The sequence below is a fragment of the Chryseobacterium sp. NRRL B-14798 genome, from assembly GCF_050470705.1.
Classification (GTDB): Bacteria; Bacteroidota; Bacteroidia; order Flavobacteriales; family Weeksellaceae; genus Chryseobacterium; species Chryseobacterium cupriresistens.
This window is the reverse complement of sequence record NZ_JBFLUL010000005.1, coordinates 2,308,978-2,333,806: the sequence shown is the minus strand read 5'-3', so window position 1 is coordinate 2,333,806 and position 24,829 is coordinate 2,308,978. Positions and strand designations below refer to the sequence as shown.

Sequence of the window (24,829 nt, the reverse complement as noted above, 5' to 3'; positions counted from 1 at the left end):
GAGTTCCACCCATCAAGTAATTTCATTATTCAACACAATGATTACAATTTCTCCATTAATTTTTTCTTTTGATCCAGAAATTCCTCCTCACTTAGAACTCCGGATTCCTTTAATCTTCCCAATTGTTCCAGCTGATCTAAAATACTAGGTTCGGATTTACTCTGAAAATGTTGTTCCGGATGGGACATGAAATCTCTTACTTTTTCACAAAACAGTTCAGCATGGTACTTTCCTACTCCATCAATTTCTACCACGTCATCAGTTACCTGAATATCTATGGAAGCTAATAAAAATTCTGTTTCATATTGTATGGAGCTTATTTTGCTGTAAGAAAAGTCTTCTACTTTCAATCCGTACATGAACTCCTTATCCACAAAAATCAGTCTTCTGTCTGTGGCTACCAGGATGATATGATGGTTGTTCAGTTTATTTCTGCCTTCTACGAGATAGACAATTCGTTCGTCCAGTGAAAGGATATCCGGTAATTCACGAATTTCTTTCCGGGCAAATATGGTAGGGCTGATATCCAGTTTTTTAAGCTCTTCTCTTATTTCGTCAAGTCTTGATTTTTCACTCATAGCGTTAGTTTTTGGGTCTAAATTACTCTTTATAAGTAATAAAAATTTAATTCAATAAAAATATTAGTCTTCTGATGGTATCACAATGGAAGTATGCAAACAGTATAGCTTCCAGCCTAAGGTTTCATACAACAGCTTTCCTTCTTCCGTTGCCACTAAAATATTCTTGTAAAAACCTTTGGATAAAGCGATCTTCTCCAGTTCTTTCAATAAAAAACGGGCAAGTCCTTTCCTTTGATGACTTTTTTCGGTAATAATCCTGTCATACACAGCAACATCATCTATAAGAGAGATACGTCCTATAGAAGCCTGCTCACCATTCTCCGCCACAATCGTAATAACAAAGGTTGTATTGTACTCAGAAAATTCCAGATGGTATCCTTCTGCAAGACTTGTGTCCGGAAATTCCATTGGATGAAAACAGGTCATCATATATCCCTGCGGCTGCAGTTTCCATCTTTCAGGAATTTGATCTGTAATTTGATCAGGGGGAACAGATGCTTTCAGATAAATCCAGGGCTCGGTAATTGAATTGGCAAGCTGAAAAAAATCATCATTAAGCTCAGGAAACACAAAACGTTCTTTTTGTTTTTCATCTCCTACAACAACATGAAATCCGGATTTATAGGACACAGGAAAAGATGTTTCTCTTGAAAGGCACCATCCTTTCAACCAGCTTTCCACTATTTTTGCAGATACTTTATCTTTCATGATTGGGTATAAAATTTTTATGGTAATTGCTCCAGCAGCTTCTTTTTTTGCTCTGCAAATTCGGCATCGGTTAAAATTCCGTTTTCCCTCAGTTTACCCAGTTTTTCAAGCTGATTCAAAATATCGTCTGATGAGACTGCAATACTTTTTCCTGCTGTACCCATTTGTTTTGGAGATTGATCCTTAGAATTATTATAAATGGTTTTTATTGTATCATAGAACTTCTCTGCATCTTCCTTATCCATATAGCATTCAAACTCAACTATTCTTTCTTCCAGATGCAGTTTAATAATCGGAGATCTCGGATGGGTTACAAAGCTTACCAACTGTATGTTTTCATTAGGGTAAATAGTAATCTTTGCGGCACCAAACATTCCTTTTGATACAGAAATCATCCTTTTGGGCGTTGCTACCAATACTCCGGCATCCAGTGTATTGACAAACTGAGCATCTGTAATCGCAATGATCTGTTCTTCTTCAGAGATAAGATAAGGAAGTTCCTTGATTTCTCCTTTGGTAAAGACGGAGAGATTAGCATGAAGCCTTTCCAGTTCATTCTTTATTTTTTGGTGTCTTCGCTTATAAACCTCTTTTGAGATTTGATGAGAACCGGAATCTATGGCTGCAGGAAGAGTCTTTCCTACCGTCATGACTGTCTGAGCTGCTTCAGTGTCTTCTGTATTCAGCATATTATTGATATCGTCAATGCTGAATGCATTAAGATTATAAAGCAACTCATCATTGATATCGCTCACTTTATTCAAACATTTGTTGCATAAAACATTACCATCCGAAAGCGAATTCGCTCCCAGAAGCGTATCCATAGATGTTAATTCTGTATTACACAACGCACAATTATTAGTCATTCCTTTTTTATTCAAAAGTATTTAAATTCTCAACATCCATCAAAAAAAAACAACCACAAAAGTAATTTTGCAGTTGTTCTGTTTTTAATATAATTAAGAAATTATTCTCCTAAAAACTCTTCTAAAGAAACCGTTTTCTGTATTCCGGCTTCAAGATCTTTAAAAGTAACGGTATTATTTTTAATTTCTTCTTCACCCAGGAAAACCAGATTCTTTATGCCTTTCTTTTCTGCATAGGTAAACTGCTTGTTGATCTTTGCATTTTCAGGGTATAGTTCTGCAGAAATCCCTTTAGCTCTTAGCTTCATGATCAGCTTTAATGCATCCGTGATTCCTTCACCTCCAAAGTTAGCAAACAGATATTCTATTTTGGCTGATGCTTCTTCAGGGAAAAGGTTGAGTTCTTCCATGACAAGATAAATTCTGTCTAACCCGAATGAGATTCCTATTCCTGGAATATTTTTAACACCAAAAACTTCAGTAAGATTGTCGTATCTACCGCCACCTCCGATGGATCCCATAGCAACTTCATCCGCTTTCACTTCGAAAATAGCACCCGTATAATAGTCCAATCCTCTTGCCAAGGTAATATTGAAGACCAGGTTTTGAATATCCACACCAAGGTTCAGAGATTGGGTAAGAACAAATTCCAGCTCTTCCACTCCTTTTAGTCCGATTTCGTTCCCTGCAAATTTTTCTTTTAACTGAAGAAGATTTTCCAATGCATCATCCGACTGGCTGAACAGGAAATCCAGCTTATCAATAGATTCCTGAGAAATTTCTCTTTCCAACAGTTCTTTTACAACTCCATCTTTCCCAATTTTATCCAGTTTATCAAGAGCAACAGTGAAATCAATCAGTTTATCTGTAATTCCAGCATATTCTGCCAATCCTGATAAAATCTTCCTGTTGTTCATATGAATGGTTACAGGAACTTTAAGATCTGCAAAAGATTTCAGATACAACTGAATCAGCTCCACTTCCTGCAGCAGACTTTCGCTTCCTACCACATCGGCATCACACTGATAAAATTCTCTGAATCTTCCTTTCTGAGGTCTGTCTGCTCTCCAAACCGGCTGGATCTGATAACGTTTGAACGGAAACGTCAGTTTACCATGATTCATCGCTACGAATCTTGCAAAAGGTACGGTAAGGTCATAACGAAGAGCTTTATCTGTAAGGCTCTCTGCACTGAATGGTTTTTCCAATGCTTTTTGAAAGTCATGAAGCATCTGAGTTTTTTTCTCTTCTTTCGCTTCGTTGATGCTTGAATTTAAAATTTTAAAAATCAAGCGGTCACCTTCTTCTCCGTATTTTCCTGTCAAAGTAGAAAGATTTTCAAAACTAGGTGTTTCCAAAGGCTGAAACCCGAATAATTCAAAATTATTCTGTAAAATATTGATGATATATTTTCTTCTGGAAACTTCCTGTGCCGTAAAATCTCTCGTCCCTTTTGCTAAACTTGGCTTCATTTGTTGTATGTCATTTTGATAAATGCAAAAGTAAGGAATTGAAAGGAATTTTACATAGTATAAAAAGCTGAAGAAAGTCTCTCTTCAGCTTTTCTTATTGCAGCATCAATTATTCAAAAAATCATACGCTTTCAAGAATCTCAAGGATCTCTTCACCATAGTTTTCAATCTTATGCTTTCCAAACCCTTTGATCTCGAGCAATTCTTCTTTCTTAGCAGGCTTATACTTGGCTACAGATATCAGTTCTTTATTGCTCGCGATGAAGTAAGTGGGCAGGTTCTGTTCTCTGGCTTTTTCCGATCTCCAGAATTTCAGAGCATCCAGAATTTTTTCTTCATCGATATTCAAAAGATCAGTATCTGCAGAATATTTTACTGCCTTTGGTTCTTTTACTGTACTTTTTATGGGCTTTAATTCCTCAAAATACAATATGACAGACCAATAACGTTCTTCGTTCACAAAAGCTGTTTCTACTTTCATAATCTCATTGGCGTCCAGGAAATCATCCAGCATTTTCTGATCTTTGTAGAGAAATTCTTCCGGAAGCCTGATTTTAAAAACTTTTACTTTCATCATTTGTGTTTTTAGAATTATTTACCTCCTAGTAACAGGATTTCATCTACACGAATTTCCGTGATATATCGCTTCACCCCATCCTTATCATCATAAGATCTGTAGGTAAGTTTTCCTTCAACAGCTATTTCTTTTCCTTTGGTAACATACTTTTCAAAGATTTCTGCTGTTTTCCCAAAGGCAATCAGATTGTGCCATTGTGTTTCTTCTACTTTTTCTCCTTTCGCATTCGTGTAATGATCGCTGGTAGCTAAAGATACACTTGCTTTTACGTTTCCATTGTCGAAGTTTACCATTTCAACTTCTTTACCTGTGTAACCAATTAATGTTACTTTGTTTCTTAGTGACATAACTTTTAGATTTTAAAGATTAATAAATTCAGATAAGAGACGTTCACTGTTTTTCTCAAATCTCTGTTGCAAAGATTGCGATGTTCCGGTAAGACAGTCGGTTATAAACTATTTAAATCCGTTTGTAGTCGCTTGTAAACGGATAGGAAAATAAATAGAATTCTTTATAAAACAATATTTATCAAGCTTAAAAACAATAATCTTCACTTTTAAAGTAAAAATTAAACAATGAAAGCCTTATCCTAAAATAAAATTCTTCTTTAAAAAACATTGAAAAATAGATGTATGACAAGGATTTTTTTTCTTTTTAATTTAATTTTTTTTTGCAAATTTGTAAAAATGTCTGATATGCAAAAAGAAAAACTCCGTACAGTAAGAAAGATGAAAGGTTTCACTCAACAGCAAATGGCTGAAGTGATCCCTACCGACGTCTCCAACTATAGCAGAAAAGAAAGCGGTACTGTATCTATAACACAGACAGAATGGAACAAACTTGCCCAGTTTTTAGAGGTTCCTATCGAAGAGATTTACGAAGAAGAGGAAGCTAAAATTGTTATTGAAAATCCTGTTTTTAATGATAATAATGGAGTCAATGTAGGTAATAATAATGCTACAGCAAATATTAGCAATGAATTAAGCATAGAAATCATCAAGACGATGCAGGAATATATTGGTCTGCTGAAAGAAGAAATCAACAGATTGAAAAAGTAACAATACAAATATTAATTACGAATAGGGGCTATCGCTAAAAAAATAAATTTATATTTTTTCAGCGATAGTTTTTTTTAACAATATCAACCACAAATTTTTAATTTTTCTTTTTTACAAGTAAACAAATTAAAAAAGCGCTCAACAAAATTGTTGAGCGCCTCCTACTTAATCATGCAACTAAAAATAAAATTGAAACTTATATTTTTTCACATTCAATAATGCTTTTTGCATCTGTTCCGATGTGAATAATCTGAGTAAATTGTAATCCTGCTTTTTCAATGATCAATTTAAATTCGTTTAAAGTTCTTTCTTTTCCCGTAAGGCAGGCCAGCATAACAATGTCCAGCAGTTTGGCGATATGGGGCTTATTTAAAGAATCGTCCGGGATAACTGCGTCTATAATCAACAGTTTGGCTCCTTTAGGCATTGCACCATAGCAGTTTTTAAGAATCTGTATACATTTATCATCATTCCAGTCATGCAGAATCCATTTCATGGTATATAAATCCGCACCCTGCGGAACTTCATTAAAAAAGCTTCCTATAGCTACAGAACACCTTTCACTAAGATTTTCAGGAATCATTTTGATAGTTTTTTCAATTACATTGGCTTCATCAAAGATAATTCCGGAGCTTTGCGGAGCATTTTTCAGAATAGTATGGATCATAACCCCATTGCCTCCTCCTATATCAACAATTTTTTTATAAGGTTTAAAATCATAGTTCTCTATAATTCCTTTCAGCTCCATACCGGACATTCCCGTCATTCCCTTTCCAAAGTTTTCACCTGTTTCAGGAAATTCTTTATAAAATCCCCAAAGATCTTTCCCATGAATGTGTTCAAAAGGAACTTTTCCTGTCTGAACGGCATATGTTAGTTCTCCATAGCACGGGAAATGTTCATTCATAATGGTCAGAACAAAATTTTTTGCTGTTCCGGGAACATCGGTTTGCAGGGCAGCTCCGAAATCATTCAAAGCAAACGTTTTGTTTTCTAATTCTTCAAAGATTCCTGCACCACACAACGCTCTCATTACCCGGTACAGTTGGGCTTCATGCGATTGTGTTTCTTCTGCAAGGAAAGAAATAGTTTGAGGACCAGAGGTCAGTAAATCTGCAATATTGAGCTCAGCAGCTGTTTTTACACATCCGGCCAGCCATAAACCACCCAGCATTTCAAACATTTTAAAAGTAAACTCTGGCTTAATGAGTTGTTTTCCCATAGCAAATATTGATTAATTTAATATCGTTAAATATTGAGCCTGAAAACAAGAACAAACTGATTAGTTTGTTCTTGTCTGACATGTGTCAAATTTGAAATTAAACTTTAAATAATGAGATTAGTCTTTTGCCTGAGAAATCCTTGTTATACTACTGATAGTAGCATCCAATGCGGTATCAGATTTTATTTTAATAAGATATCCGCTGCCTATAGACAAAGGATCGGCAACACTCACCAGATAAAAAACGAGATCTCCGGAGGTTACCCCATTGGGAGCAACAGCGGTCTGATCTATGGAGAATGTTGAAGGCGGAACAGGATTGGAAAGGTTTACTGTCACGAAGGCTACAGAACCATTATTCTTGTTGGCATAACTTACAATAACCCTCCACATATGAACCTGTCCGGCAATAGGATTTTCCAAAAACCGTCCTGTTGCCGGATCATATATATCTCCGGGTACCGGGTTGATAATATTTTCCGGCCATGTGGTTGTTGGAGATGATGCAAAATCTGTCACAATATTCATAGGAGTTTGATAAACAATGTTTTGATACGTCATTAAGGGAACTCCTCCGGAAGCTCTGAATGCAAATGAAGGTTTCACTCCTGCCCCGCTATTTAACTTAACAACTCCTTCATTGGCTGTTGTTAATGTTACTGAAGAAATTACAGTACTCCACTGGGTTCCATTATAATACCTCAAGGTTTTATTGGTGGTATCGTAGATAATCATTCCTGCTGTGGGTGTTGTCACATTGGCCGGAGGATTGGCATTTCTGGAAAGTATGACTGCAGAATTTGCAGAAGTAACATCCAGAACTCCTTGTGGAGATGTAGTATTAATCCCTACCTGTCCAAAAATAAGTGAAGAACACAGAATACTGAGTAATAAATTGGATTTTTTCATGGTTTGTTTTTTTGATGCATTAAAATTACAAAAAAACACAATACAGTGAAATAAAAATTCATTTTTTTTATTGAAAACTAGACTGTTATACATAACAATAAATATTTATTAATTAAAAATCCATTCTAAATATCGATAAATACTAAATTTTTCAAAATACAGTGAATTACACAAAACACATGCCTATATTCAAAAAAAATAATTAGTCTAAATAAATTTAGATTTTTCTCAAACGTAATGACATATCATATATAAACCATTGTTTTTCAGTTATTAAAATTCACTCCGTTCTACAGAGAAGTGCGTTTCACTATAATAATTAGCAATCTGACAGTTATCCATTTACAAACGGATATTTCTGTATCTTTGTGAAAATTCTTTTATGAAAAGGAATATCAATATTTTTGAGTTTCCTCTCAATTGAGGCATACTAAAAGGAAGATAAAAAAATACCGAAGAGTAAATGAAGAAGAGCATAAAAAGAACATTCAGAGTTTCAAAGTACGTAATCTATAAGGAAACGCTTGTTGATTATAAAGAGCATTTCTGGTCATTTTTAGGTGCATTTTTTGGAATCGGCATTATTGCATTTATTCAGTCCCATTCACTGGCAGAAACTGAGAATATATTCCTGATCGGTTCTTTTGGAGCATCCAGTGTCCTTATTTATGGTGCTATCCAGAGTCCTTTGGCCCAACCCCGGAATCTTATAGGCGGACATGTACTGTCGGCATTGGTAGGGGTTACGGTATACCAGCTTGTTCCGGATATCATCTGGCTTTCGGCACCTTTGGCAGTAGCATTTTCCATTGTATTGATGCAGTATACGAAAACATTACATCCACCAGGTGGCGCTACAGCGCTGATCGCGGTAAGTTCTACAGGAAAAATTCCTGAATTGGGATATTGGTATGTTCTCTCCCCTGTTCTTTCCGGATGCATTATTCTTTTGATTGTTGCTCTGTTTTTTAATAATATTACACCCAACAGAAGTTATCCAGCTCACAGCATGTTCAAAAAGCTGTTGAAAAAAAGACACCACCATCACTTAAAATAAAAATTATGAATTGTCTGGAATGCGGCGAGAAAATCATCGGAAGATCTGATAAAAAATTCTGCAACGATGCCTGCCGGAATGCCTATAATAATAAGCAGAATAAGGATTCTAACAATCTGATGCGGAATGTTAATAACAAACTCCGTAAAAACTACCGTATTCTGATGGAAATCAATACCGATGGTAAAACAAAAGTCCCCAGATCCAGACTGGATGGCTTGGGTTTTGATTTCGATTATTTTACCAATCTGAAAGTTTATAAAAATGGTTCTGAATACAAGTTCATTTATGATTACGGTTATAAACTTCTGGAAGATGATTTTGTACTGATTGTAAAAAATCAGGCATAAACCCACCCACCACCAATATAGAATTATGAAAGAAGTTGTCCTGATCACCGGCGCCAGCGGCATGATCGCTAAAGAACTGGCAAAAAAAATAGGGAGCGAATACGAGATCAGATTTCTGACCCGGAAAAAAAAACATGATGATGAGTATGAATGGGACATCAAAAAAGGAAGTATAGATGAAACAGCCTTTGACAATGTTTCACACATCATTCACCTGGCAGGTGCTAATATTTCAGAAAAGCGGTGGACCCCGGAAAGGAAAAGAGAATTGATTTCCAGCCGTGTAGATTCCGCAGAATTACTTCGAACCACTTTAAGAAAAAACAGGATTAAGCTAAAGTCTTTTATTTCAGCTTCAGGAATTAATTTTTACGGTACAAAAACCTCAGAAAAGATTTACACAGAAAACAATCCTCCGGGTAATGATTTTCTAAGTGAAGTGGTAGTTTTATGGGAAAGAGCTGCTGACGATTTCAAGGAACAGGATCTGGCAGAAAGGGTTGTCAAAATAAGAACTGCCGTAGTTCTTTCTGAAAAAGATGGAGCTTTAAAGAAAATGACCCCTCCTATTCAGTACTATATCGGTTCTCCACTGGGAAGCGGCCAACAATATATGCCATGGATTCATATTGAGGATATCTGTTCTATTTATGAATTTGCATTAAAAAATCCAACAATGGATGGTGCATATAATGCTGTTTCTCCACAACATGCCACCAATAAAGATCTGACAAAAAAAATTGCCAAAGTACTTGGAAGACCTTTATTGATGCCCAATATTCCCGGATTTGTTCTGAAACTGCTATTCGGAGAACTGGCAAATGCTATTCTGGAAGGTTCCAGAGCTTCTTCAAAGAAACTTCAGGATGCAGGTTTCCATTTTAAATTTCCGGACTTGAATAAGGCTTTGGAAAATCTCTTACAAAAACAATAACAGAATGGAGGAAGAACTTTTAATCCTAAAAAACATTTCCAGGCATATTTCACTTACCAATCAGGAGAAATCTTATTTTATCTCTCTATTAAAAGAAAAAAAGGTTGCCAAAAAAGAATTGATTTTACAGCAGCAACAAGTGTGTAAAGAGATCAATTTTGTTCAGACAGGAATTTTGAGAGCTTTTCATATGGATACCACAGGAAAAGAATCCACCATCATGTTTGCTGTTTCCGACTGGTGGATCACTGATATGTATTGTTTCATCAATCAGAAACCCGCCATGCTGAATATTGAAGCATTAGAAGAAAGTTGTATTTTGCAGCTTCAAAAAGATCATCTGGATGCGCTTTATCACAAAGTCCCAAAATTTGAACGCTTTTTCCGGATCATGATGCAGAATGCTTACATCAGAGAACAGCTCAGAACGATTGAAAATCTTTCTCTACCGGCAGAGGTACGCTATTATAATTTTCTACAGAAATATCCTGAAGCGGTAAAACGGATCAGGCAAAAACAAATTGCTTCTTATTTAGGTATTACTCCTGAATTTTTAAGCCTTATAAAATCCAAACAAAAAAACAGTTTCTCTTAAGCTATATTATTTTTTTTATTCTGAAAGTTCTGTTATTTTACTCAAAAAATTATGTTTATACTTATTGCAGGCCCTTATCGCAGTGGAACAAATGATGATCCGCTGCTTATTCAGCAGAATCTTCACAATCTTGAATCTGTCGCTCTTCCTATTTTCAGAAAGGGACATATCCCAATTATCGGAGAATGGGTTGCATTACCCTTGATCAACCTTGCCGGTTCTGCTCAAATAGGTGATGAAGCATGGCAGGAAATACAGTATCCAGTAGCCCATGCCCTACTTGAAAAATGTGATGCCGTGCTGCGTATAGAAGGAGCATCAAAGGGAGCTGATGAAGATGTAAGAATAGCTAAAGAAAGAGGTCTTACCATTTATTATAACCTAGAAGATATTCCTTATGCAAAATCCTGATATAACTATCCTTCAGACAGAAATCCTTTCAGATAACTGGTATACTTTAAACAAAGTCACCTACTCTGTTTTAAAAAAGGACGGAACTACAGAAACCCAGAGCAGAGAAGCTTATGACCGCGGAAACGGAGCCGTAATCCTTCTTTACAATAAAGTCTCCAACACCGTTATTCTCACCAGACAATTCAGATTACCGACCTATATCAACGGAAATGCTACAGGAATGCTCATAGAAGCCTGTGCCGGACTTCTGGATAATGATAATCCTGAAGACTGTATAAAAAGGGAAACCGAAGAAGAAACCGGATATAAAATTTCCAGGGTTGAAAAGGTTTTTGAAGCCTATATGTCACCCGGATCTGTGACGGAGATTATTTATTTCTTCATTGCAGAATATTCTCATGAAATGAAAATCAATGATGGAGGCGGACTGGAAGAAGAAGGTGAAAATATAGAAGTTCTTGAATTATCTTTTGAAGAAAGCCTGAAAATGATCGAAACAGGAGAAATCAAAGATGCAAAAACCATTATGCTTTTGCAGCATCTGAGGATCAAAGGAATCTTGTAAAATAGAATATGAGTGATGATTGATTAATGATGATTGATACAAAAAAACGTCTATTTGAATAAAAGCAATAAATTAACTCCGGTAGTTTATATGATATGAAGTCTTTGGGAATACAGATAATTAAAGTTAGTGCTTTATTTTTAGTCCTCCTTTTCAGTATCCTGATGCTGAAAGTGATTTCCCAATATACTTCTTTGGATAAAAACACCGGATTTCTGGCTTTCAAACAACAGGTAGTTGATAATCCGTACTGGATGACTTTTTTCTACATTCATATTTTTTCAATAACACTTTGTCTGCTCGCTGGCTTGACACAGTTTTCGAACTGGTTTTTAGCAGAAAACAGAAACCTTCACAAGCTTATCGGAAAAATATATGTGTACAATATTCTGATCATCAATGTTCCCGCGTGTTTTGTACTGGGACTTTTTTCAAATGGAGGGCTTATCGGAATTAGAGGTTTTCTGGTACAGGACGTACTTTGGGCTTATTTCACTTTTGCTGCCGTATTTTCTATCAAAAAAGGAAATGTGAACAGACACAGAATGTATATGGTCTTCAGCTATGCCGTCACCACTACAGCGATTACTTTCAGAATTGTTAAAAATCTGTTTTATAACGAAGCTTATCATGACTACAGTCTCTTTTATGGTTTGAATGTCTGGGCTGCCCTTTTTATCAACCTTTTCCTTGCTTATTTAATTCTTAGAAAACACTCCTGGTTAACGGGAGAAATCAAGGGTAGAAAAGAAAATATACAGACTGAGGAACGACATCAGAAAAAATGACGCAATAAATATGAAGGTGTTAAAAATCAGTTCATATTTGCTTTGCCTGGTCCATTTACCGAAAAAACGCATGGTGAGGTAAGAAATGCCTCCAAAAACTGCGATAATAAAAAGAAGAAAAAAATAATAGATCATGGTTTTGTGTTAATTGATGTAAATCTATTATTTTAAATTTAGAAAAACAACCAAACTGAGGAACTGATCTCTACTAACTTTATTTGAGGCAAAATCCACAATTCCGGCAAGGTTAAATATAACCGGATGTGTAAAGAAAAATCAAATCCTTTTGTTTCCATAACCCGGATTACAGTCTTATTGGAGTAAGCAATTATCATTAACAAAAAAACCTCTGTATCAGTTTATAACCGTCTATTTTTCAGAATTTAAAACACCTGAATTTTGAAAATACAAAAACGCAAGTATAAAATCCATATAAAATTTGCAAAATCAATTGAGAAAATCTATTTAATCCTTTATATTTTGAATTTAAAGCTTTAATTTTGCACTGAAATTCAGAAAATTCGGATTCTTTCAACAGGTTATGTACATGAAAAAAATGATGATCGGGCTTGCTTTGGCCTTATCCATTACTATTTGGGGGCAAAAAACTCCTGCAAAAGCAAACAGTCTGACCCCTTACAGCTATCAGACCTTTAACTGTGACAATAAAGGGTATTTTGACCCGGCTAAATATAAAAAGGAAGAAATAGACGGTGTCAATAAACTTTTGTATCAGTTCAATGGGGTTGTATTTGATACCCAGCCTGTTTTTAAAATTGCCCAGCTTGAAGAAATCCGTAAAAACAGAGAAACCTATTTACAGGAACTGGAAAAGCAGTATGAAGAAAAGAAAAAAGAATTGTACAGCCTTAAAGTAATTGATCTTCCAAAATGGAAAAAATTAATGGAAGAAACCATCGATTCTTTTGAAAATGAATACCAGCTTAATAAAGAAGAAATTCTTGCCTATTCTGATCCTACCACACTGAGAAACAGTAAATATTACAATACCTGCAGAGAACAGATTGACGCCATCTCCTCTCCCGACAGAGAAAAGATGTTTGCCGCATGGCGAGCGTATACTGAACTTAAAAGCAAAAATAATGCTGACCCAAAAGGTGTAATGGCAAGATTTGAGGCCAAAATGAATGATCCTCAAAAAGAAGATTATGCTTTAATCGATATGATTGGTTTAGGTTTTCATAACTGTGCCAACAGCAGTTTCAGACAAAAGCGTGATAATGAAGAGAGTTCTTACAAAGATTTTGATAAGATTTTCACCAAGCTGAAAAGAACTTGTGATGAACCTTAGGATTGATGTAAAACCTGAAAGATTAAATATAGCAGCACTCAGATTGGGTGCTGTTTTTTTATGTATTCCCAGATTGAATAAAAATTATGATCAGAGTTTAATCGGCTGTGAAAGTTAACTATATACATTCTACAGCACTTAATCATCCTAATTTAATGCTTTAAAAACAGCTAAATAAATTAATAATGAATAAGTTATGGTTTATCAGATTTAAATCCGTAATTTTGCACCCCGAAAATAAGGATTAGAGATATGAAAAAAATTGGTGAGCACAGAACACTTCTTGGAGTTGATAAAAACGTTACTTTAAAAGAATTAAAGACGATTTACAGAAATGTGATGAAAGATACCCATCCCGATAAATTCATTAATGATGAAGCAGGAAAGCAGGAAGCTGAAGAAAAAAGCAAATCTGTGATTGAAGCCTACCACTTTTTGGTAAGTATCAATCCGGAAACGCAGGAAAAATATAAGGAAGAATATACTGAAACCATTACAAAATCCAATATTCAGGATTTTTATTTGGAGAAATCAATTTTAACGGTTCAGCATCTGAACGGGAATATGTATGAATATATGGGCGTTCCAAAAAATACGTATATCAAAATGATCAATGCTGATTCACCAAGCCGTTTTGCAAGAAGACACATCTACGGAAACTTCGTTTACAGAAAGTCTGGAGAGGCTATGGCAGATTAATCTTTTCCTATTATAATATACAAAGCTTCCAGTTTTGCTGGGAGTTTTTTTTGTTGCCAAAACATGGCTTTATGTTTTGGCTAAAGCCGAATAATGAACGTTATAGAATTAAGCATGCTTCCTTCATCTGAGCTCAGGAGTAAGGCCGCTCCTATTGAATGAGCCAAAAGTTAACAGTCTACGTTTGTCATTCTGAACGAAATGAAATGAAGTGAAGAATCTCATAGGAAAGACTACAAAACGAGATTCTTCCTTCGTCAGAATGACATTTACCAACAAAAAAAGCCGTATCAAGATGACACGGCTTTCGGTTAATTAAAGGTTTAATTTATTTATCCAAATGCTTCGGAGTAAATCCGTCTTCATTCAATTCTCTATGTACGTAATCAGCTTTCATTTCAGCTTCGTAGTCTACTTTCTTATGTTGTCCCATTCTTCTTAAAAGAGAGTCAAATAATGAATATACTACCGGTACAATGATCAGGGTAAGGAATAGTGATGATGTCAGACCACCGATTACTACCCATGCAAGACCTTTGTTCATCTCTGCTCCGGCACCTGTTGCCAATGCGATCGGTAACATACCGAAGATCATCGCAATGGTGGTCATCAGGATCGGACGAAGACGTGCGTGGTTCGCCTGTACCAAGGCATCGTGAGTATTGGCACCAGCTGCTTTTCTTGCATTCGTAAAGTCAACGATAAGGATCGCATTCTTCGCTACCAGACCAATCAACATAATCATACCCAACATGGTGAAAATGTTCAGCGAGTTGGCTGTTAAGGCAAGGATAACCATTACCCCGATCATCGCCAACGGGATTGAGAACAATACCACGAAAGGATATACAAAACTGTCATATAGTGAAACCATCACCAGGTATACCAATACGATAGCTGCCAATAATGCAATTCCCAATGTACCGAAACCTTCCTGCTGGTTCTCCATATCTCCACTCCAGATGTAATCTACACCTACAGGCTTTTTATCGCTGTTCATGAACTGGTTTGCCCATTCATTCGCTACGTCCCCTACCGGTCTACCAACAGCTTTCGCTCTTACTTTTACAGAAGGAGATTTATCTCTACGTTCAAGCAAACTCGGTCCTGAACCCATTTCCACATTAGCAAACTGACTTAAACGAACCTGCTGCCCCTGAGGGTTTGTAAACATAAGGTTTTTAACGTCATCAATAGATTGTCTGTTCACATCACCGAAACGGATATTAATATCATATTCATATTCTCCCGCTCTGAATTTTCCGTCTGTATTTCCGTTGAATGCGGTCTGCATCGTCTGCCCTACACTTGAAAGATTCAGGCCTAAAGCTGCCATTTTATCTCTGTCGATACTTACCTGAACTTCAGGGCTACCTGTATCGGTTGATAATTCGGCGTCTACTGCTCCCGGAACTTTTTTCAATAGCTCAAGGATTCTTGTTGCTTCTTTCACTGCTGTAGCGTTATCCGGTCCTGTTACTACCATTTCAATAGGAGCATTTTCCGCTCCCATGATACCGATTGGAGCCGTTTTAAACTCAACTCCTGTGAATTTCTCTTCCAGCTGTCTTTTTATTTTTGCAGCTTTGATATTGGTACTTTCAGAACGCTCAGACTTATCAGTTAAGTTCACCTGAACCTCAGATTGGTAAGTAGTTGCCTGAGCACCACCAAAACCTGTAGACTGCTGTCCTACTGTTGTAATAAGATCTACAACATCTTTATCATTTCTTAAGAATTTCTCAACTTCTAACGTTAACTGGTTTGTCTTCTCAACGGTTGCATCTTTTGACAATTCCATTTGTACCAGGAACTGACCACGGTCAATTGGTGGGAAGAACTCTCCTCCGATAAACCCGAATGCTACCAGCATGAATGAACTGATTAAAACAATGAATGTGATTACCACTGTTGAAATTCTTCTTAACGTCGTTTTCAGACACCATTCAAGAATTCCTGTGATCCAGTGTGTAAACTTGTCTATTAATCCTTCAAACCAAAGAATGAATTTCTCGAACCAGTTTTTCCCTGTTAAATGTTCCAGTTTACCGAATCTTGATGATAACCAAGGAATAATGGTAAATGAAGCCAATAATGATAACAAGGTGGCAATAACTACCGTGACGCAGAACTGGGCAAGGATGTTGGCTACAAGACCTGAACTCATCGCGATCGGTAAGAATACCACTACAATTACCAGGGTAATTGCCGCAACAGTAAATCCGATTTCTGAAGCTCCATCATACGCTGCTCTGATCTTACTTTTACCCATCTCCATGTGACGGTAAATGTTTTCCAGTACTACAATCGCGTCATCCACCAGGATCCCTACCACAAGTGAAAGTCCAAGTAAACTCATTAAGTTCAAAGTATATCCCATCAGGTTCATTCCGATGAACGCTGCCACCAATGAAGCCGGGATAGAAACCATTACGATGAATGCGTTTCTGATACTGTGAAGGAATAGTAACATTACAATTGCCACGAGGATAATCGCTAAGAATAAGTCGAAAATAACGTGGTTGGCTGATTCAAGGGTAAATTCTGTCGTATCGTTTACGATTTTTACTTTTACTCCCTGAACTTTATAGGCTTCTTCTACTGTTTTGATGGTCTTCTGAACACTTTCAGATACGGCAACGGCATTCGCGTCAGATTGTTTTTTAACCTGCATCAAAATCGTAGGGAACTGATTGAATCTCGCTACTTTTTCAACATCCTTCTGAGAGTCGAAAACGGTTGCAATATCAGATAAACGTACCTGAGCTCCGTTTTTATTGGAAACAACAAGGTTGTTCATTTCCTCCGTAGATTTATACTTTCCTGAAAGTCTGATCGTAGATTTTGTAGTTCTCGTTTTCAAACTTCCTGTAGGGAAATCTAAGTTTGATGAAAGAATGGCCTGTTGCACGTCTCCGATTGAAAGTCCGTACCCCTGTAATTTTTTCTCATCAAGATTTACCTGAATTTCTCTTTCCTGTCCACCTACAAGGTCCACCTGAGCTACCCCATTTACACGGGAGAAAATAGGTTCAATCTTTTTATCCAATAAGTCATAAAGGTCCTTACTGTTCAGTTTATCCGATGAAATACTCATCGTGATAATCGGTAAATCATCTAAGGAGAATTTATTCAGAGACGGTGCTTTTACATCTTCCGGAAGGTCTGCCAGAATCGCATTTACCTTTCTCTGTGCATCATTCAAAGCGTAGTCTACATCGGCTCCATCGTTCAGCTGAACCATGATTACGGATAAGCTTTCGTATGAAGAAGATTCTACTTTTTTAACGTTTTCCAAAGAACCTACGGCATCTTCAATCTTTCGGGTCACGGAGGTTTCCACCTCTGCAGGCGAAGCTCCAGGATAGACCGTAGAAATGGTTACCATGTTGGTTTCAAACTTTGGAATCAATTCGTATCCCATGAGTGTATAACTCAGGATACCTCCCAACGTGAGAATTGTAAACAATACAATTACCAGCGAGGGTCTTTTGATCGATATTTCTGCTAACTTCATAGATCTGCTACTTTATAATGTTCACTTTAGATCCGTTGTCCAGGTTGATCTGTCCGCTGGTAACCACCTGCTCTCCTCCATTCAATCCGCTTAAAATCTGAACTTTATCTCCGTAAACTTTTCCGATGGTTACTTTGATCAATTTAGCAACACCATTCTGGACAACGAATAATTGTCCTGAGCTTACTCCGTTAACAAACGCTTCTGCAGGAACGGTCAGCATATTCTGAGTTTCTGCGCCATTGTTTGTACTGAATTTAGCCGTTGCATACATACCAGCCTTAAGGTTTCCTCTGTTTTGTACTTCGATTTCAACAGGGAAATTCAGAGAAGCATCACTTTTAGGAGCGATGAAAGTAATTCTACCTACGAAAGAATCTTCCGGAAGAACATTTACTTTAATCGGAACTTCCTGACCTAACTGGATTTTTCCGATCTGGCTTTCATCTACCAAAACAGATAGTTTCAGACTGTTGATATTAACGATTTCAAACATCGATGTTCCAGGAGAAACCACCGTTCCGGGCTCAACCATTTTCTTGTTGATGGTACCGCTGATTCCTGCACGGATGCTTGTATCATTTACTTTTACACCTTGTGCTCTTACTGCAGCCTGAGCATTTTTCAGCTGTAGTCTTGAGTTGTCAAGCTGTTGTTTTGTAACTCCGCCTGTTTTATATGCGTTCTCATAGCGTTGGTTATCAATAATAGCATTCTGTAGATTGTTCTGAGCCTGGGTAACATCCACTTCGATAGCATCTTTTTTGATCGTTGCCAAAACCTGTCCTGCTCCTACCCTTGAACCCTCTTTTACCAGAACGCTTACGATACGTCCTGATATTTCAGAAGACTGGTTCATTTCCTGCTTAGGAATAAAAGTTCCGTTGGCTGAGTAGTCTGTATCAATATTTTCCCTTGTAACGGTTACAATATTAACATTGATTTTATCTACCTGCTTGGCAACTTCTTTTACTTCCTGCGTCTGTTTTTCTTTGTTACCCGCAATCTTGTAAGCGGCTAAACCTACCAGTACAGCTGCTACGATGATATATATTAAAGTTTTTTTCATTTTAGTTTATTATAAGTTTTGTAGTGTGTTTAGTTCACCCTTAGCTTTTATCAGCTTGATCTCTGCCTGTTTATAATCCAGCAATGCATTAGAATAGTTCTGTTTTGCCTGCGTAAGAGCATTTTCAGAATCCAGCACTTCTGTAAGTGTTGCCAGCCCATACTGGTAGTTTGACTGGGTATTTTTCTGAACTCTTTCTGCCAATCCTACATTATCTTTCATGCTTTCGAGATTGATCAATGCATTTTCCATATTGGTAACGGCATTTTTATAATCTAAACTTAAGCTCAGCTGAGTGTTTTCAATATCAACATCAAGATCCTGAATATCAATTTCTGCCTGGTTGATTTTCGCTTTGGTAGCTCCACCCGTGAAAATAGGAATATTGACATTCAAACCAATTGCTGAAAAATCGCTCCAGAGAACGCCTTTACTAAGGCCATTGGTCAATGGGAATTTTGCTCCGTTAGCTCCCCATCCGTAGTTCGCCGTAAGATTTACTGATGGATAAAGATAAGCTTCAGTCGCTTTTTTATTGAAAACCAAAAGTTCCCTGTTTTTATTTAAAACTTTAAGCTCTGTACGATCATTAAGATTTACGTTGCTCGCAATCAGCTCAGGTTTTGGTTCGATTTGTTTTTCTTCAAGCTCGATGTCTGTAGAAATCGGGATTCCCATATAAAACTTCAGGGCATTTTTTGAAAGCTCCACAGAGTTGATTAAAGCCTGCTTGTTGGAACCGATATTGGTAAGCTGAACATTGGTTCTGTCCAAATCGATTGCTTTTGCCAAACCGTTATCAACCAAACTTTTAATAACATTTCTTACTTTTTCAGTGTTGGCATAGCTGGCTGTTACCGTTTTAAGGTTTTCCTCCTGTACGAACACCTGATAATAAGCTGTTGCAACATTTTCAATAATCTGTTCATTGGTTAACTGAGCATTCAGTACATAAAACTCTCTAGTTGATTTTGCAGCTTTCAATCCTGTAAATACTCTCTGATCAAAAATCGCCTGCTGAAGTTGTACAGATGCTGTTGAACCCCAAGGCTGCCCAAACTGAGCTCTGATTTTCTCTCCTCCAAATTCCAGCAAAGATTCCTGAATAATCGGATTATAGGTTAAACCTGCCGTAGCACTGACCTGAGGAAGGGCACCGGCTCTGGCTTCATCAATCTTGTATTCGGCTTTTTTCACCTGTAAAGCAGCTTTTTTAGCTTCTGCTTTATTTTGAAGTGCCTGTTTAATTGCTTCCTGCAGGGAAACCTGCTGCTGGGCAGACATCAGGGTAGAGCCGAAAATCATAAATGCTGAAGCTATCCCAATTTTTAGCTTTGTAGCAGTTATACGTTTTCTATTCATAATTTTATACTTCGTTTATTTTTTATTTAATTTTCATTCATTATTTATTTCTATTTGACGAATCATTTTCAGAAATACTTTAGTTTTTTTAGTTTTTGAACAACATATTGATAATAATTTCTTTTCGTTCAGAAATAATCTTATCATATTCTTCATCATTAATTAATAGATTCTCCATGAATAATGGTCTTATAGCACTAGGAAATACCAGTAGCGAAACCATATTCAGAATAAACTGAACTGGTGCCATTTTCTCAATATTTCCCAATTCCATTTCTTTTTCAATATCCTTGTACATATCGTTCAGGATATCTTCCTCAATTTCTCTGTGATGGCAGGTTCCTTTATTGATCTGTGACACGATATACGTTTCCAGATATGGATACTGAAGGCTTGTGGAAAGACTGCTTTCTATAAATTTGCTGATCTTCTCTTTAAAAGGAAGAGCTGAATTCTGAATGATCTTCGATTTTTCCTGTTCTACTCTTTGGGCTTCATCAAAGATGATCTGGATAAGCTTATCTCTTGAACGGAAATAATAATTAATAAGGGTTCTGTTCACTCCTGCTTCATCTGCAATCTCCTGCGTAGTAGCATCAAACTTTCCTTTCACAAAGAATAAATTCTTCGCTGTCTCCTTGATCAATTCCTGTGTTTGGTCTTTTTTTGCTTGATTTGACATTTTTGTTAAACAAATTTGTGCAAATTTATAGTAAAAATTATTTTTGACAAAATTGTTAAACAAAAATATTAAACAAAAATGTCATGACATCCATCATGTTTGTGAATGAAAGTTTACGATTACTTATTATTCAATAAGAAAGCTATTTTTATATCTTTGCCGCAAAAATTAATAACTGATGAAGAAAATTCTTTCGTTGTTCTCTTTTTTGAGCACGATACTTCTATTTTCACAGAAAAAAATTTCTGAAAACAACTCCTATTATTTTTATGAAAACAAAGGTCAGATTACGGATCAGAACGGGAAGGTAAATCAAGATGTACGATACCTTTTCCATTCAAACGGTCTTAATGTACAGCTTCGAACCGGAGGATTTTCTTACGATATTTACGAAATAAAGAAAACCAGTAATCCTGATTTTTCAAAAAAGGAAAAAAATGCGCTTTCAGTACCAGATCAGTATCATATCCGTGAATATATTTATGAAAAGCTGATTCACAGGGTAGATATTGATCTCGTGAATTCCAATACCCAATCAACAATTACTGCAGAAGGCCGATCTCCGGATTATGATAACTATTATAACCTTCCAGATAATCCAAAAGGCATTAGTAATGTTCACCGATATCAAAAAATCCGCTATAAGAATATATACCCTCATATAGATTTGGTATTCTTTAAACCTAACGATACTTTAAAACCCATCGAATATAATTTCATCATCAATCCTGGTGGAAAAATTTCAGACATACAAATGAAATTTAATGGAGCTCCTACTTTAATAAACAATGGTAGGCTCACCATGAATGTGCGGTTTGGGGAAATCTATGAAGATATTCCTAACAGCTGGATTGCCGGAAATACCAAAAAAAATATTGAAGTTTCTTTTAAGGATCTTGGAGACCATACTTTTGGATTTGCCGCTCCTGTAAATACTTCTGACAAGACCATTGTAATAGATCCGGTACCCACAAGAATATGGGGAAGCTATGCAGGAGGATACGGAGAAGATTACGGCAGGATAAAAACAGATCTTCAGAGTAAGGGCTATGTTTTCGGAACCACTACCAGTACCACAAACTTCGCTACTTCCGGAACCTATCAGCAAAATGTTGCCGGCGCTCTTGACGCATTCCTGATGAAACTGACCAAAACCGGGCAGAGGCTTTGGGGAACCTACTATGGTTTCGGAATGAATGACGGATTTGCAGATGTAGATTTTGATGAAAGTTTTAATATTTATGCAGGCGGAACCGTTCAAAGAGCACAATATAATGAAAATATTGTTTTGGTAAAGTTTAATAATAACGGAAGTTTTGCTTTTGAAAAAGAGTTTTCTTCAAGCAGGCAGAATAAACTCTATACTGTTTCCTACAGTCAAAATCATGTATACATTGGTGGTGATTCTTTCAGTGCTGACTTTCCGACTGTTAACGCCATGCAGCCTGCAAAATCAACACCGATCGGGTATACAGACGGTATTCTGGCATCTCTGAATTCAACAACAGGGAATGTCGATTGGGCTACTTACTTTGGAAGAAGTGACGGTTCTACTTCCATTTTCCAAATTCTCTCCTCAAGCGATAACCTTGAAATAATTGGAGCAACACAATCTTCTGCAATCCCTATGAACAATGCTTTTCAACCGTTAAAAGGCGGGGAATCAGACGGACTATACCTTAAGATTTCAAAATCAGGAACTTCAATTCTGAGATCAAGCTATTATGGAAACAGTGGTTCGGAACAGATATGGAAAGCCAGAATTGTAAATAATACTTTAATTCTTCCGGGAAGATATTCAACTACCGCTTTTCCAATGGGGCAGCCTGGAATATGGAGGGTAAATTTAACTACGAATGCGATTAGCAAAAGCTATTTTAACTTTACAGGCTCATTCCAGCTGTTGGCTTATCCTGATAATAACGGAAACGTTTTTTTTACAGGACTGCATTCCAGCGGGCAGCCTGACATCTCTACTCCGGGTGCCTACATGGGAATGCCCGCAATGTATATTTCTACATTTTTAATTAAATACAATCAGAATGATGTAAAAGAATGGGGAACCTATTATACAGGAAACGGTGCAACGCAACAGGGAGAGGCGACAAAAGATGATGAAGGTGCCATTTATCTGACAGGCATGTCAAGTGGGAATTCAGCTGGTATTGCAACACCGGGAACCTTTCAACAGTCGCCAGGTGGTGGAAATGATATTTTCATTGCTAAATTTCAGGATTGTACCTCTGCAGCGGTTGTTACTTCTAATTCTCCGGTATGTCCTAATGGGATAATTCAACTCAGCGCTACCGGAGGAACAGTATATAGCTGGACCGGGCCAAATGGTTTCACATCCAACGAGCAAAACCCTACTATTCCAAATGCGACAGTTACTCAGGCAGGATCTTATGTATGCCAGGTTTCAGGATCTGGCGCTTGTGACGGGACTTTTACAGTAAACGTGATTGTAGGTGACAATGCGGCTCCGGTTCCTGATGTTACTCTGCTGGCAGACATTACAGGAGACTGTCATACAATGGTTGCTACTATTCCTACCGCTACCGATAACTGCGCGGGAGCAATTAGCGCAACAACAACAGATCCTTTATCTTATTCAAGCCCCGGAAACTATATTATCCACTGGACTTATAACGACGGAAATGGAAATACCGCTACTCAGAACCAGAATGTAATTGTGACATCCACAGCTCTTCCGACAACAGCTAATACCCAGCAAACTTTCTGTGCCACCAATAATCCTAAAATCTCTGACATCCAGATCACAGGTCAGAATATAAAATGGTATGATGCGGCAGGAAATATTGTACCTGCAACAACTGTTCTTATCAATGGACAGACCTATTATGCTTCTCAGACTATTAATGGCTGTGAAAGTAATAAAACAGCCATTCAGGTAACCGTAAATACAACTCCTAAACCAACAGCCAATGTAAATCAGGATTTTTGTGCTTCTGCCAACCCTACTTTAGAAAAACTGGTTGTAACGGGAACTGCTCTTAAATTTTATAATGCAGCAGGAAATGTAATTCCAATGTCAACTCCTCTGGTAAGCGGACAAATCTATTTTGTAACGCAAACTTTAAACAACTGTGAATCTGAAAAACTGGCAATAACAGTAACTCTGTCTACGGATAATGTTCCTGCAAAAGATGTAACACAGGTTTTATGTAATTCAACTACCGCAAATTCAATGACTGTCGATCTTCATTCTTATGAAGCCAGTATTATTAATAATCCGGCCGGTTATATTTTTACCTACACTGATACTGCAGGCAACCCTATTGCCAATCCTTCAGCTTACGTATTGAATACCGGAACAACACTTATTCACGTAAGAGTAGCAACGCCTGACGGATGTTTCAAAGGAGTCCGGTTAAGTCTTACCCTAAATCCAAAACCTTTTGTTCTACTTCCTGATAAGCTTGATTTTTGTGAAGGAAAGTCTGTTGTTCTGGATGCAGGGCCAGGATTTAATTCTTATGAATGGAATACCGGAGCAACCACACAAACAATTACTGTAACGACTCCGGGAACGTATACTGTAAAAGTGGCCAATATTTTCGGATGTGAAAATACAAGTTCAACTCAGGTAAGCTATTCTGTTTTAGCACATATTGTTTCTGTCAATATCACGAACAATACAGCGACCGTTATTCTTTCTCAGAGCGGAAACTTTGAATTTTCTTTAAATAATTTCACATGGCAGGATTCCAACATTTTCACCAATTTAAGTATGGGAGAATACACCGTTTATGTGAGAACAAAATCCGGATGTATTATCGGACAGAAAAACTTCTCGATATTCAATATTCCCAATGCCATCAGTCCTAACGGAGATGGAATCAATGATGCGTGGAGAATAGCAGGATTGGAAAACTATCCGGGAACAGAAGTAAGTTTATATGACAGAAGAGGTGCTGTAATCTACAAAGAGATTATCAGAAATAAACCTTTCCAGTGGGACGGGAGATATGAGTCCCATCCTATTTCTACAGGAAATTACTGGTATACCATAAAAGTTTCTGACGGAAGAATCTACAACGGATGGCTTTTGATCAAAAACAGGGAGTAACA

23 protein-coding genes are annotated in these 24,829 nt (G+C 37.0%); 11 read left to right on the top strand and 12 right to left on the bottom strand.

Translation table 11 applies throughout. The annotated features are described in order from the left end of the window. Positions 1-41 precede the first annotated feature (41 nt). From AB1278_RS10930 to AB1278_RS10905, 6 genes are all read right to left on the bottom strand, one after another. Positions 42-578 carry a PH domain-containing protein gene (locus AB1278_RS10930; protein ID WP_429814269.1) on the bottom strand — a complete coding sequence of 179 codons (537 nt, stop codon included), beginning with the start codon at positions 576-578 and terminating at the stop codon, positions 42-44. Between the two features lie 63 nt (positions 579-641). Beyond that, complete coding sequence (locus tag AB1278_RS10925) at positions 642-1,289, bottom strand: GNAT family N-acetyltransferase (protein WP_202840751.1); 648 nt, start codon at positions 1,287-1,289, stop codon at positions 642-644. A gap of 17 nt (positions 1,290-1,306) precedes the next feature. Further along, positions 1,307-2,155, bottom strand: a complete 849-nt coding sequence (locus AB1278_RS10920) for a PH domain-containing protein (RefSeq protein WP_216444479.1) — start codon at positions 2,153-2,155, stop codon at positions 1,307-1,309. Positions 2,156-2,256: 101 nt separating this feature from the next. Next, complete coding sequence (gene hisS, locus AB1278_RS10915) at positions 2,257-3,627, bottom strand: histidine--tRNA ligase (protein WP_216444478.1); 1,371 nt, start codon at positions 3,625-3,627, stop codon at positions 2,257-2,259. Positions 3,628-3,748: 121 nt separating this feature from the next. After that, positions 3,749-4,204: an HRDC domain-containing protein gene (locus AB1278_RS10910; protein WP_228436683.1), complete on the bottom strand. Its 456-nt coding sequence runs from the start codon at positions 4,202-4,204 to the stop codon at positions 3,749-3,751. A gap of 14 nt (positions 4,205-4,218) precedes the next feature. Continuing rightward, positions 4,219-4,551 (bottom strand): single-stranded DNA-binding protein, encoded by a 333-nt coding sequence (locus AB1278_RS10905; protein WP_062675086.1) that lies wholly within the window; start codon positions 4,549-4,551, stop codon positions 4,219-4,221. 348 nt (positions 4,552-4,899) lie between these two features. Between AB1278_RS10905 and AB1278_RS10900 the strand changes: the two genes are divergently transcribed. Further along, the gene (locus tag AB1278_RS10900; protein ID WP_227943749.1) at positions 4,900-5,262 is read left to right on the top strand and encodes a helix-turn-helix domain-containing protein; all 363 of its coding nucleotides are present in this window, start codon (positions 4,900-4,902) and stop codon (positions 5,260-5,262) included. A gap of 196 nt (positions 5,263-5,458) precedes the next feature. Here the strand turns inward: AB1278_RS10900 and AB1278_RS10895 are convergent, their stop codons facing one another. Continuing rightward, a complete protein-coding gene (locus tag AB1278_RS10895) occupies positions 5,459-6,484 on the bottom strand; it encodes a methyltransferase (protein WP_429814264.1) in 1,026 nt (341 codons plus the stop codon). Positions 6,485-6,601: 117 nt separating this feature from the next. Further along, the gene (locus AB1278_RS10890) at positions 6,602-7,393 is read right to left on the bottom strand and encodes a hypothetical protein (protein ID WP_429814261.1); all 792 of its coding nucleotides are present in this window, start codon (positions 7,391-7,393) and stop codon (positions 6,602-6,604) included. A gap of 463 nt (positions 7,394-7,856) precedes the next feature. Between AB1278_RS10890 and AB1278_RS10885 the strand changes: the two genes are divergently transcribed. From AB1278_RS10885 to AB1278_RS10845, 9 genes are all read left to right on the top strand, one after another. After that, positions 7,857-8,450, top strand: coding sequence for an HPP family protein (locus AB1278_RS10885; protein WP_411413063.1), 594 nt, complete (start codon positions 7,857-7,859; stop codon positions 8,448-8,450). Between the two features lie 5 nt (positions 8,451-8,455). After that, complete coding sequence (locus AB1278_RS10880; RefSeq protein ID WP_110010942.1) at positions 8,456-8,800, top strand: hypothetical protein; 345 nt, start codon at positions 8,456-8,458, stop codon at positions 8,798-8,800. 25 nt (positions 8,801-8,825) lie between these two features. Beyond that, positions 8,826-9,734 (top strand): TIGR01777 family oxidoreductase, encoded by a 909-nt coding sequence (locus tag AB1278_RS10875; protein WP_343640556.1) that lies wholly within the window; start codon positions 8,826-8,828, stop codon positions 9,732-9,734. A gap of 4 nt (positions 9,735-9,738) precedes the next feature. Continuing rightward, on the top strand, positions 9,739-10,329 hold the full coding sequence (locus tag AB1278_RS10870) for a Crp/Fnr family transcriptional regulator (protein WP_343640558.1): 591 nt from the start codon (positions 9,739-9,741) through the stop codon (positions 10,327-10,329). A 51-nt stretch (positions 10,330-10,380) separates the two neighbouring features. Further along, positions 10,381-10,740, top strand: coding sequence for a DUF4406 domain-containing protein (locus AB1278_RS10865; RefSeq protein WP_202840771.1), 360 nt, complete (start codon positions 10,381-10,383; stop codon positions 10,738-10,740). Further along, positions 10,727-11,308: a GDP-mannose pyrophosphatase NudK gene (gene nudK / locus AB1278_RS10860; protein ID WP_343640560.1), complete on the top strand. Its 582-nt coding sequence runs from the start codon at positions 10,727-10,729 to the stop codon at positions 11,306-11,308. Before AB1278_RS10865 ends, nudK begins: the two co-directional genes overlap by 14 nt. A 104-nt stretch (positions 11,309-11,412) precedes the next feature. Further along, the gene (locus AB1278_RS10855) at positions 11,413-12,096 is read left to right on the top strand and encodes a DUF2306 domain-containing protein (RefSeq protein WP_429814257.1); all 684 of its coding nucleotides are present in this window, start codon (positions 11,413-11,415) and stop codon (positions 12,094-12,096) included. 547 nt (positions 12,097-12,643) lie between these two features. Beyond that, on the top strand, positions 12,644-13,408 hold the full coding sequence (locus AB1278_RS10850) for a hypothetical protein (protein ID WP_110010946.1): 765 nt from the start codon (positions 12,644-12,646) through the stop codon (positions 13,406-13,408). A gap of 252 nt (positions 13,409-13,660) precedes the next feature. Further along, positions 13,661-14,107: a KTSC domain-containing protein gene (locus AB1278_RS10845; protein WP_089692357.1), complete on the top strand. Its 447-nt coding sequence runs from the start codon at positions 13,661-13,663 to the stop codon at positions 14,105-14,107. Between the two features lie 328 nt (positions 14,108-14,435). Here the strand turns inward: AB1278_RS10845 and AB1278_RS10840 are convergent, their stop codons facing one another. The 4 genes from AB1278_RS10840 to AB1278_RS10825 all read right to left on the bottom strand — a co-directional run bounded on the left by AB1278_RS10840 (position 14,436) and on the right by AB1278_RS10825 (position 20,737). Continuing rightward, positions 14,436-17,624, bottom strand: coding sequence for an efflux RND transporter permease subunit (locus AB1278_RS10840; protein WP_110010947.1), 3,189 nt, complete (start codon positions 17,622-17,624; stop codon positions 14,436-14,438). A gap of 7 nt (positions 17,625-17,631) precedes the next feature. After that, positions 17,632-18,693, bottom strand: a complete 1,062-nt coding sequence (locus AB1278_RS10835; protein ID WP_062675100.1) for an efflux RND transporter periplasmic adaptor subunit — start codon at positions 18,691-18,693, stop codon at positions 17,632-17,634. 9 nt (positions 18,694-18,702) lie between these two features. Next, complete coding sequence (locus AB1278_RS10830) at positions 18,703-20,055, bottom strand: TolC family protein (protein ID WP_062675101.1); 1,353 nt, start codon at positions 20,053-20,055, stop codon at positions 18,703-18,705. Between the two features lie 88 nt (positions 20,056-20,143). After that, the gene (locus AB1278_RS10825) at positions 20,144-20,737 is read right to left on the bottom strand and encodes a TetR/AcrR family transcriptional regulator (RefSeq protein ID WP_062675102.1); all 594 of its coding nucleotides are present in this window, start codon (positions 20,735-20,737) and stop codon (positions 20,144-20,146) included. 178 nt (positions 20,738-20,915) lie between these two features. Between AB1278_RS10825 and AB1278_RS10820 the strand changes: the two genes are divergently transcribed. Then, positions 20,916-24,827 carry a T9SS type B sorting domain-containing protein gene (locus tag AB1278_RS10820; protein ID WP_429814253.1) on the top strand — a complete coding sequence of 1,304 codons (3,912 nt, stop codon included), beginning with the start codon at positions 20,916-20,918 and terminating at the stop codon, positions 24,825-24,827. The last annotated feature ends 2 nt before the right edge of the window (positions 24,828-24,829 follow it).

Bases quoted from the DNA above. Each gene is read 5' to 3' on its own strand.
- AB1278_RS10930 (WP_429814269.1), bottom strand. From the start codon at position 578: ATGAGTGAAAAATCAAGACTTGACGAAATAAGAGAAGAGCTTAAAAAA.
- AB1278_RS10925 (WP_202840751.1), bottom strand. From the start codon at position 1,289: ATGAAAGATAAAGTATCTGCAAAAATAGTGGAAAGCTGGTTGAAAGGA.
- AB1278_RS10920 (WP_216444479.1), bottom strand. From the start codon at position 2,155: ATGACTAATAATTGTGCGTTGTGTAATACAGAATTAACATCTATGGAT.
- hisS (WP_216444478.1), bottom strand. From the start codon at position 3,627: ATGAAGCCAAGTTTAGCAAAAGGGACGAGAGATTTTACGGCACAGGAA.
- AB1278_RS10910 (WP_228436683.1), bottom strand. From the start codon at position 4,204: ATGATGAAAGTAAAAGTTTTTAAAATCAGGCTTCCGGAAGAATTTCTC.
- AB1278_RS10905 (WP_062675086.1), bottom strand. From the start codon at position 4,551: ATGTCACTAAGAAACAAAGTAACATTAATTGGTTACACAGGTAAAGAA.
- AB1278_RS10900 (WP_227943749.1), top strand. From the start codon at position 4,900: ATGCAAAAAGAAAAACTCCGTACAGTAAGAAAGATGAAAGGTTTCACT.
- AB1278_RS10895 (WP_429814264.1), bottom strand. From the start codon at position 6,484: ATGGGAAAACAACTCATTAAGCCAGAGTTTACTTTTAAAATGTTTGAA.
- AB1278_RS10890 (WP_429814261.1), bottom strand. From the start codon at position 7,393: ATGAAAAAATCCAATTTATTACTCAGTATTCTGTGTTCTTCACTTATT.
- AB1278_RS10885 (WP_411413063.1), top strand. From the start codon at position 7,857: ATGAAGAAGAGCATAAAAAGAACATTCAGAGTTTCAAAGTACGTAATC.
- AB1278_RS10880 (WP_110010942.1), top strand. From the start codon at position 8,456: ATGAATTGTCTGGAATGCGGCGAGAAAATCATCGGAAGATCTGATAAA.
- AB1278_RS10875 (WP_343640556.1), top strand. From the start codon at position 8,826: ATGAAAGAAGTTGTCCTGATCACCGGCGCCAGCGGCATGATCGCTAAA.
- AB1278_RS10870 (WP_343640558.1), top strand. From the start codon at position 9,739: ATGGAGGAAGAACTTTTAATCCTAAAAAACATTTCCAGGCATATTTCA.
- AB1278_RS10865 (WP_202840771.1), top strand. From the start codon at position 10,381: ATGTTTATACTTATTGCAGGCCCTTATCGCAGTGGAACAAATGATGAT.
- nudK (WP_343640560.1), top strand. From the start codon at position 10,727: ATGCAAAATCCTGATATAACTATCCTTCAGACAGAAATCCTTTCAGAT.
- AB1278_RS10850 (WP_110010946.1), top strand. From the start codon at position 12,644: ATGAAAAAAATGATGATCGGGCTTGCTTTGGCCTTATCCATTACTATT.
- AB1278_RS10845 (WP_089692357.1), top strand. From the start codon at position 13,661: ATGAAAAAAATTGGTGAGCACAGAACACTTCTTGGAGTTGATAAAAAC.
- AB1278_RS10840 (WP_110010947.1), bottom strand. From the start codon at position 17,624: ATGAAGTTAGCAGAAATATCGATCAAAAGACCCTCGCTGGTAATTGTA.
- AB1278_RS10835 (WP_062675100.1), bottom strand. From the start codon at position 18,693: ATGAAAAAAACTTTAATATATATCATCGTAGCAGCTGTACTGGTAGGT.
- AB1278_RS10830 (WP_062675101.1), bottom strand. From the start codon at position 20,055: ATGAATAGAAAACGTATAACTGCTACAAAGCTAAAAATTGGGATAGCT.
- AB1278_RS10825 (WP_062675102.1), bottom strand. From the start codon at position 20,737: ATGTCAAATCAAGCAAAAAAAGACCAAACACAGGAATTGATCAAGGAG.
- AB1278_RS10820 (WP_429814253.1), top strand. From the start codon at position 20,916: ATGAAGAAAATTCTTTCGTTGTTCTCTTTTTTGAGCACGATACTTCTA.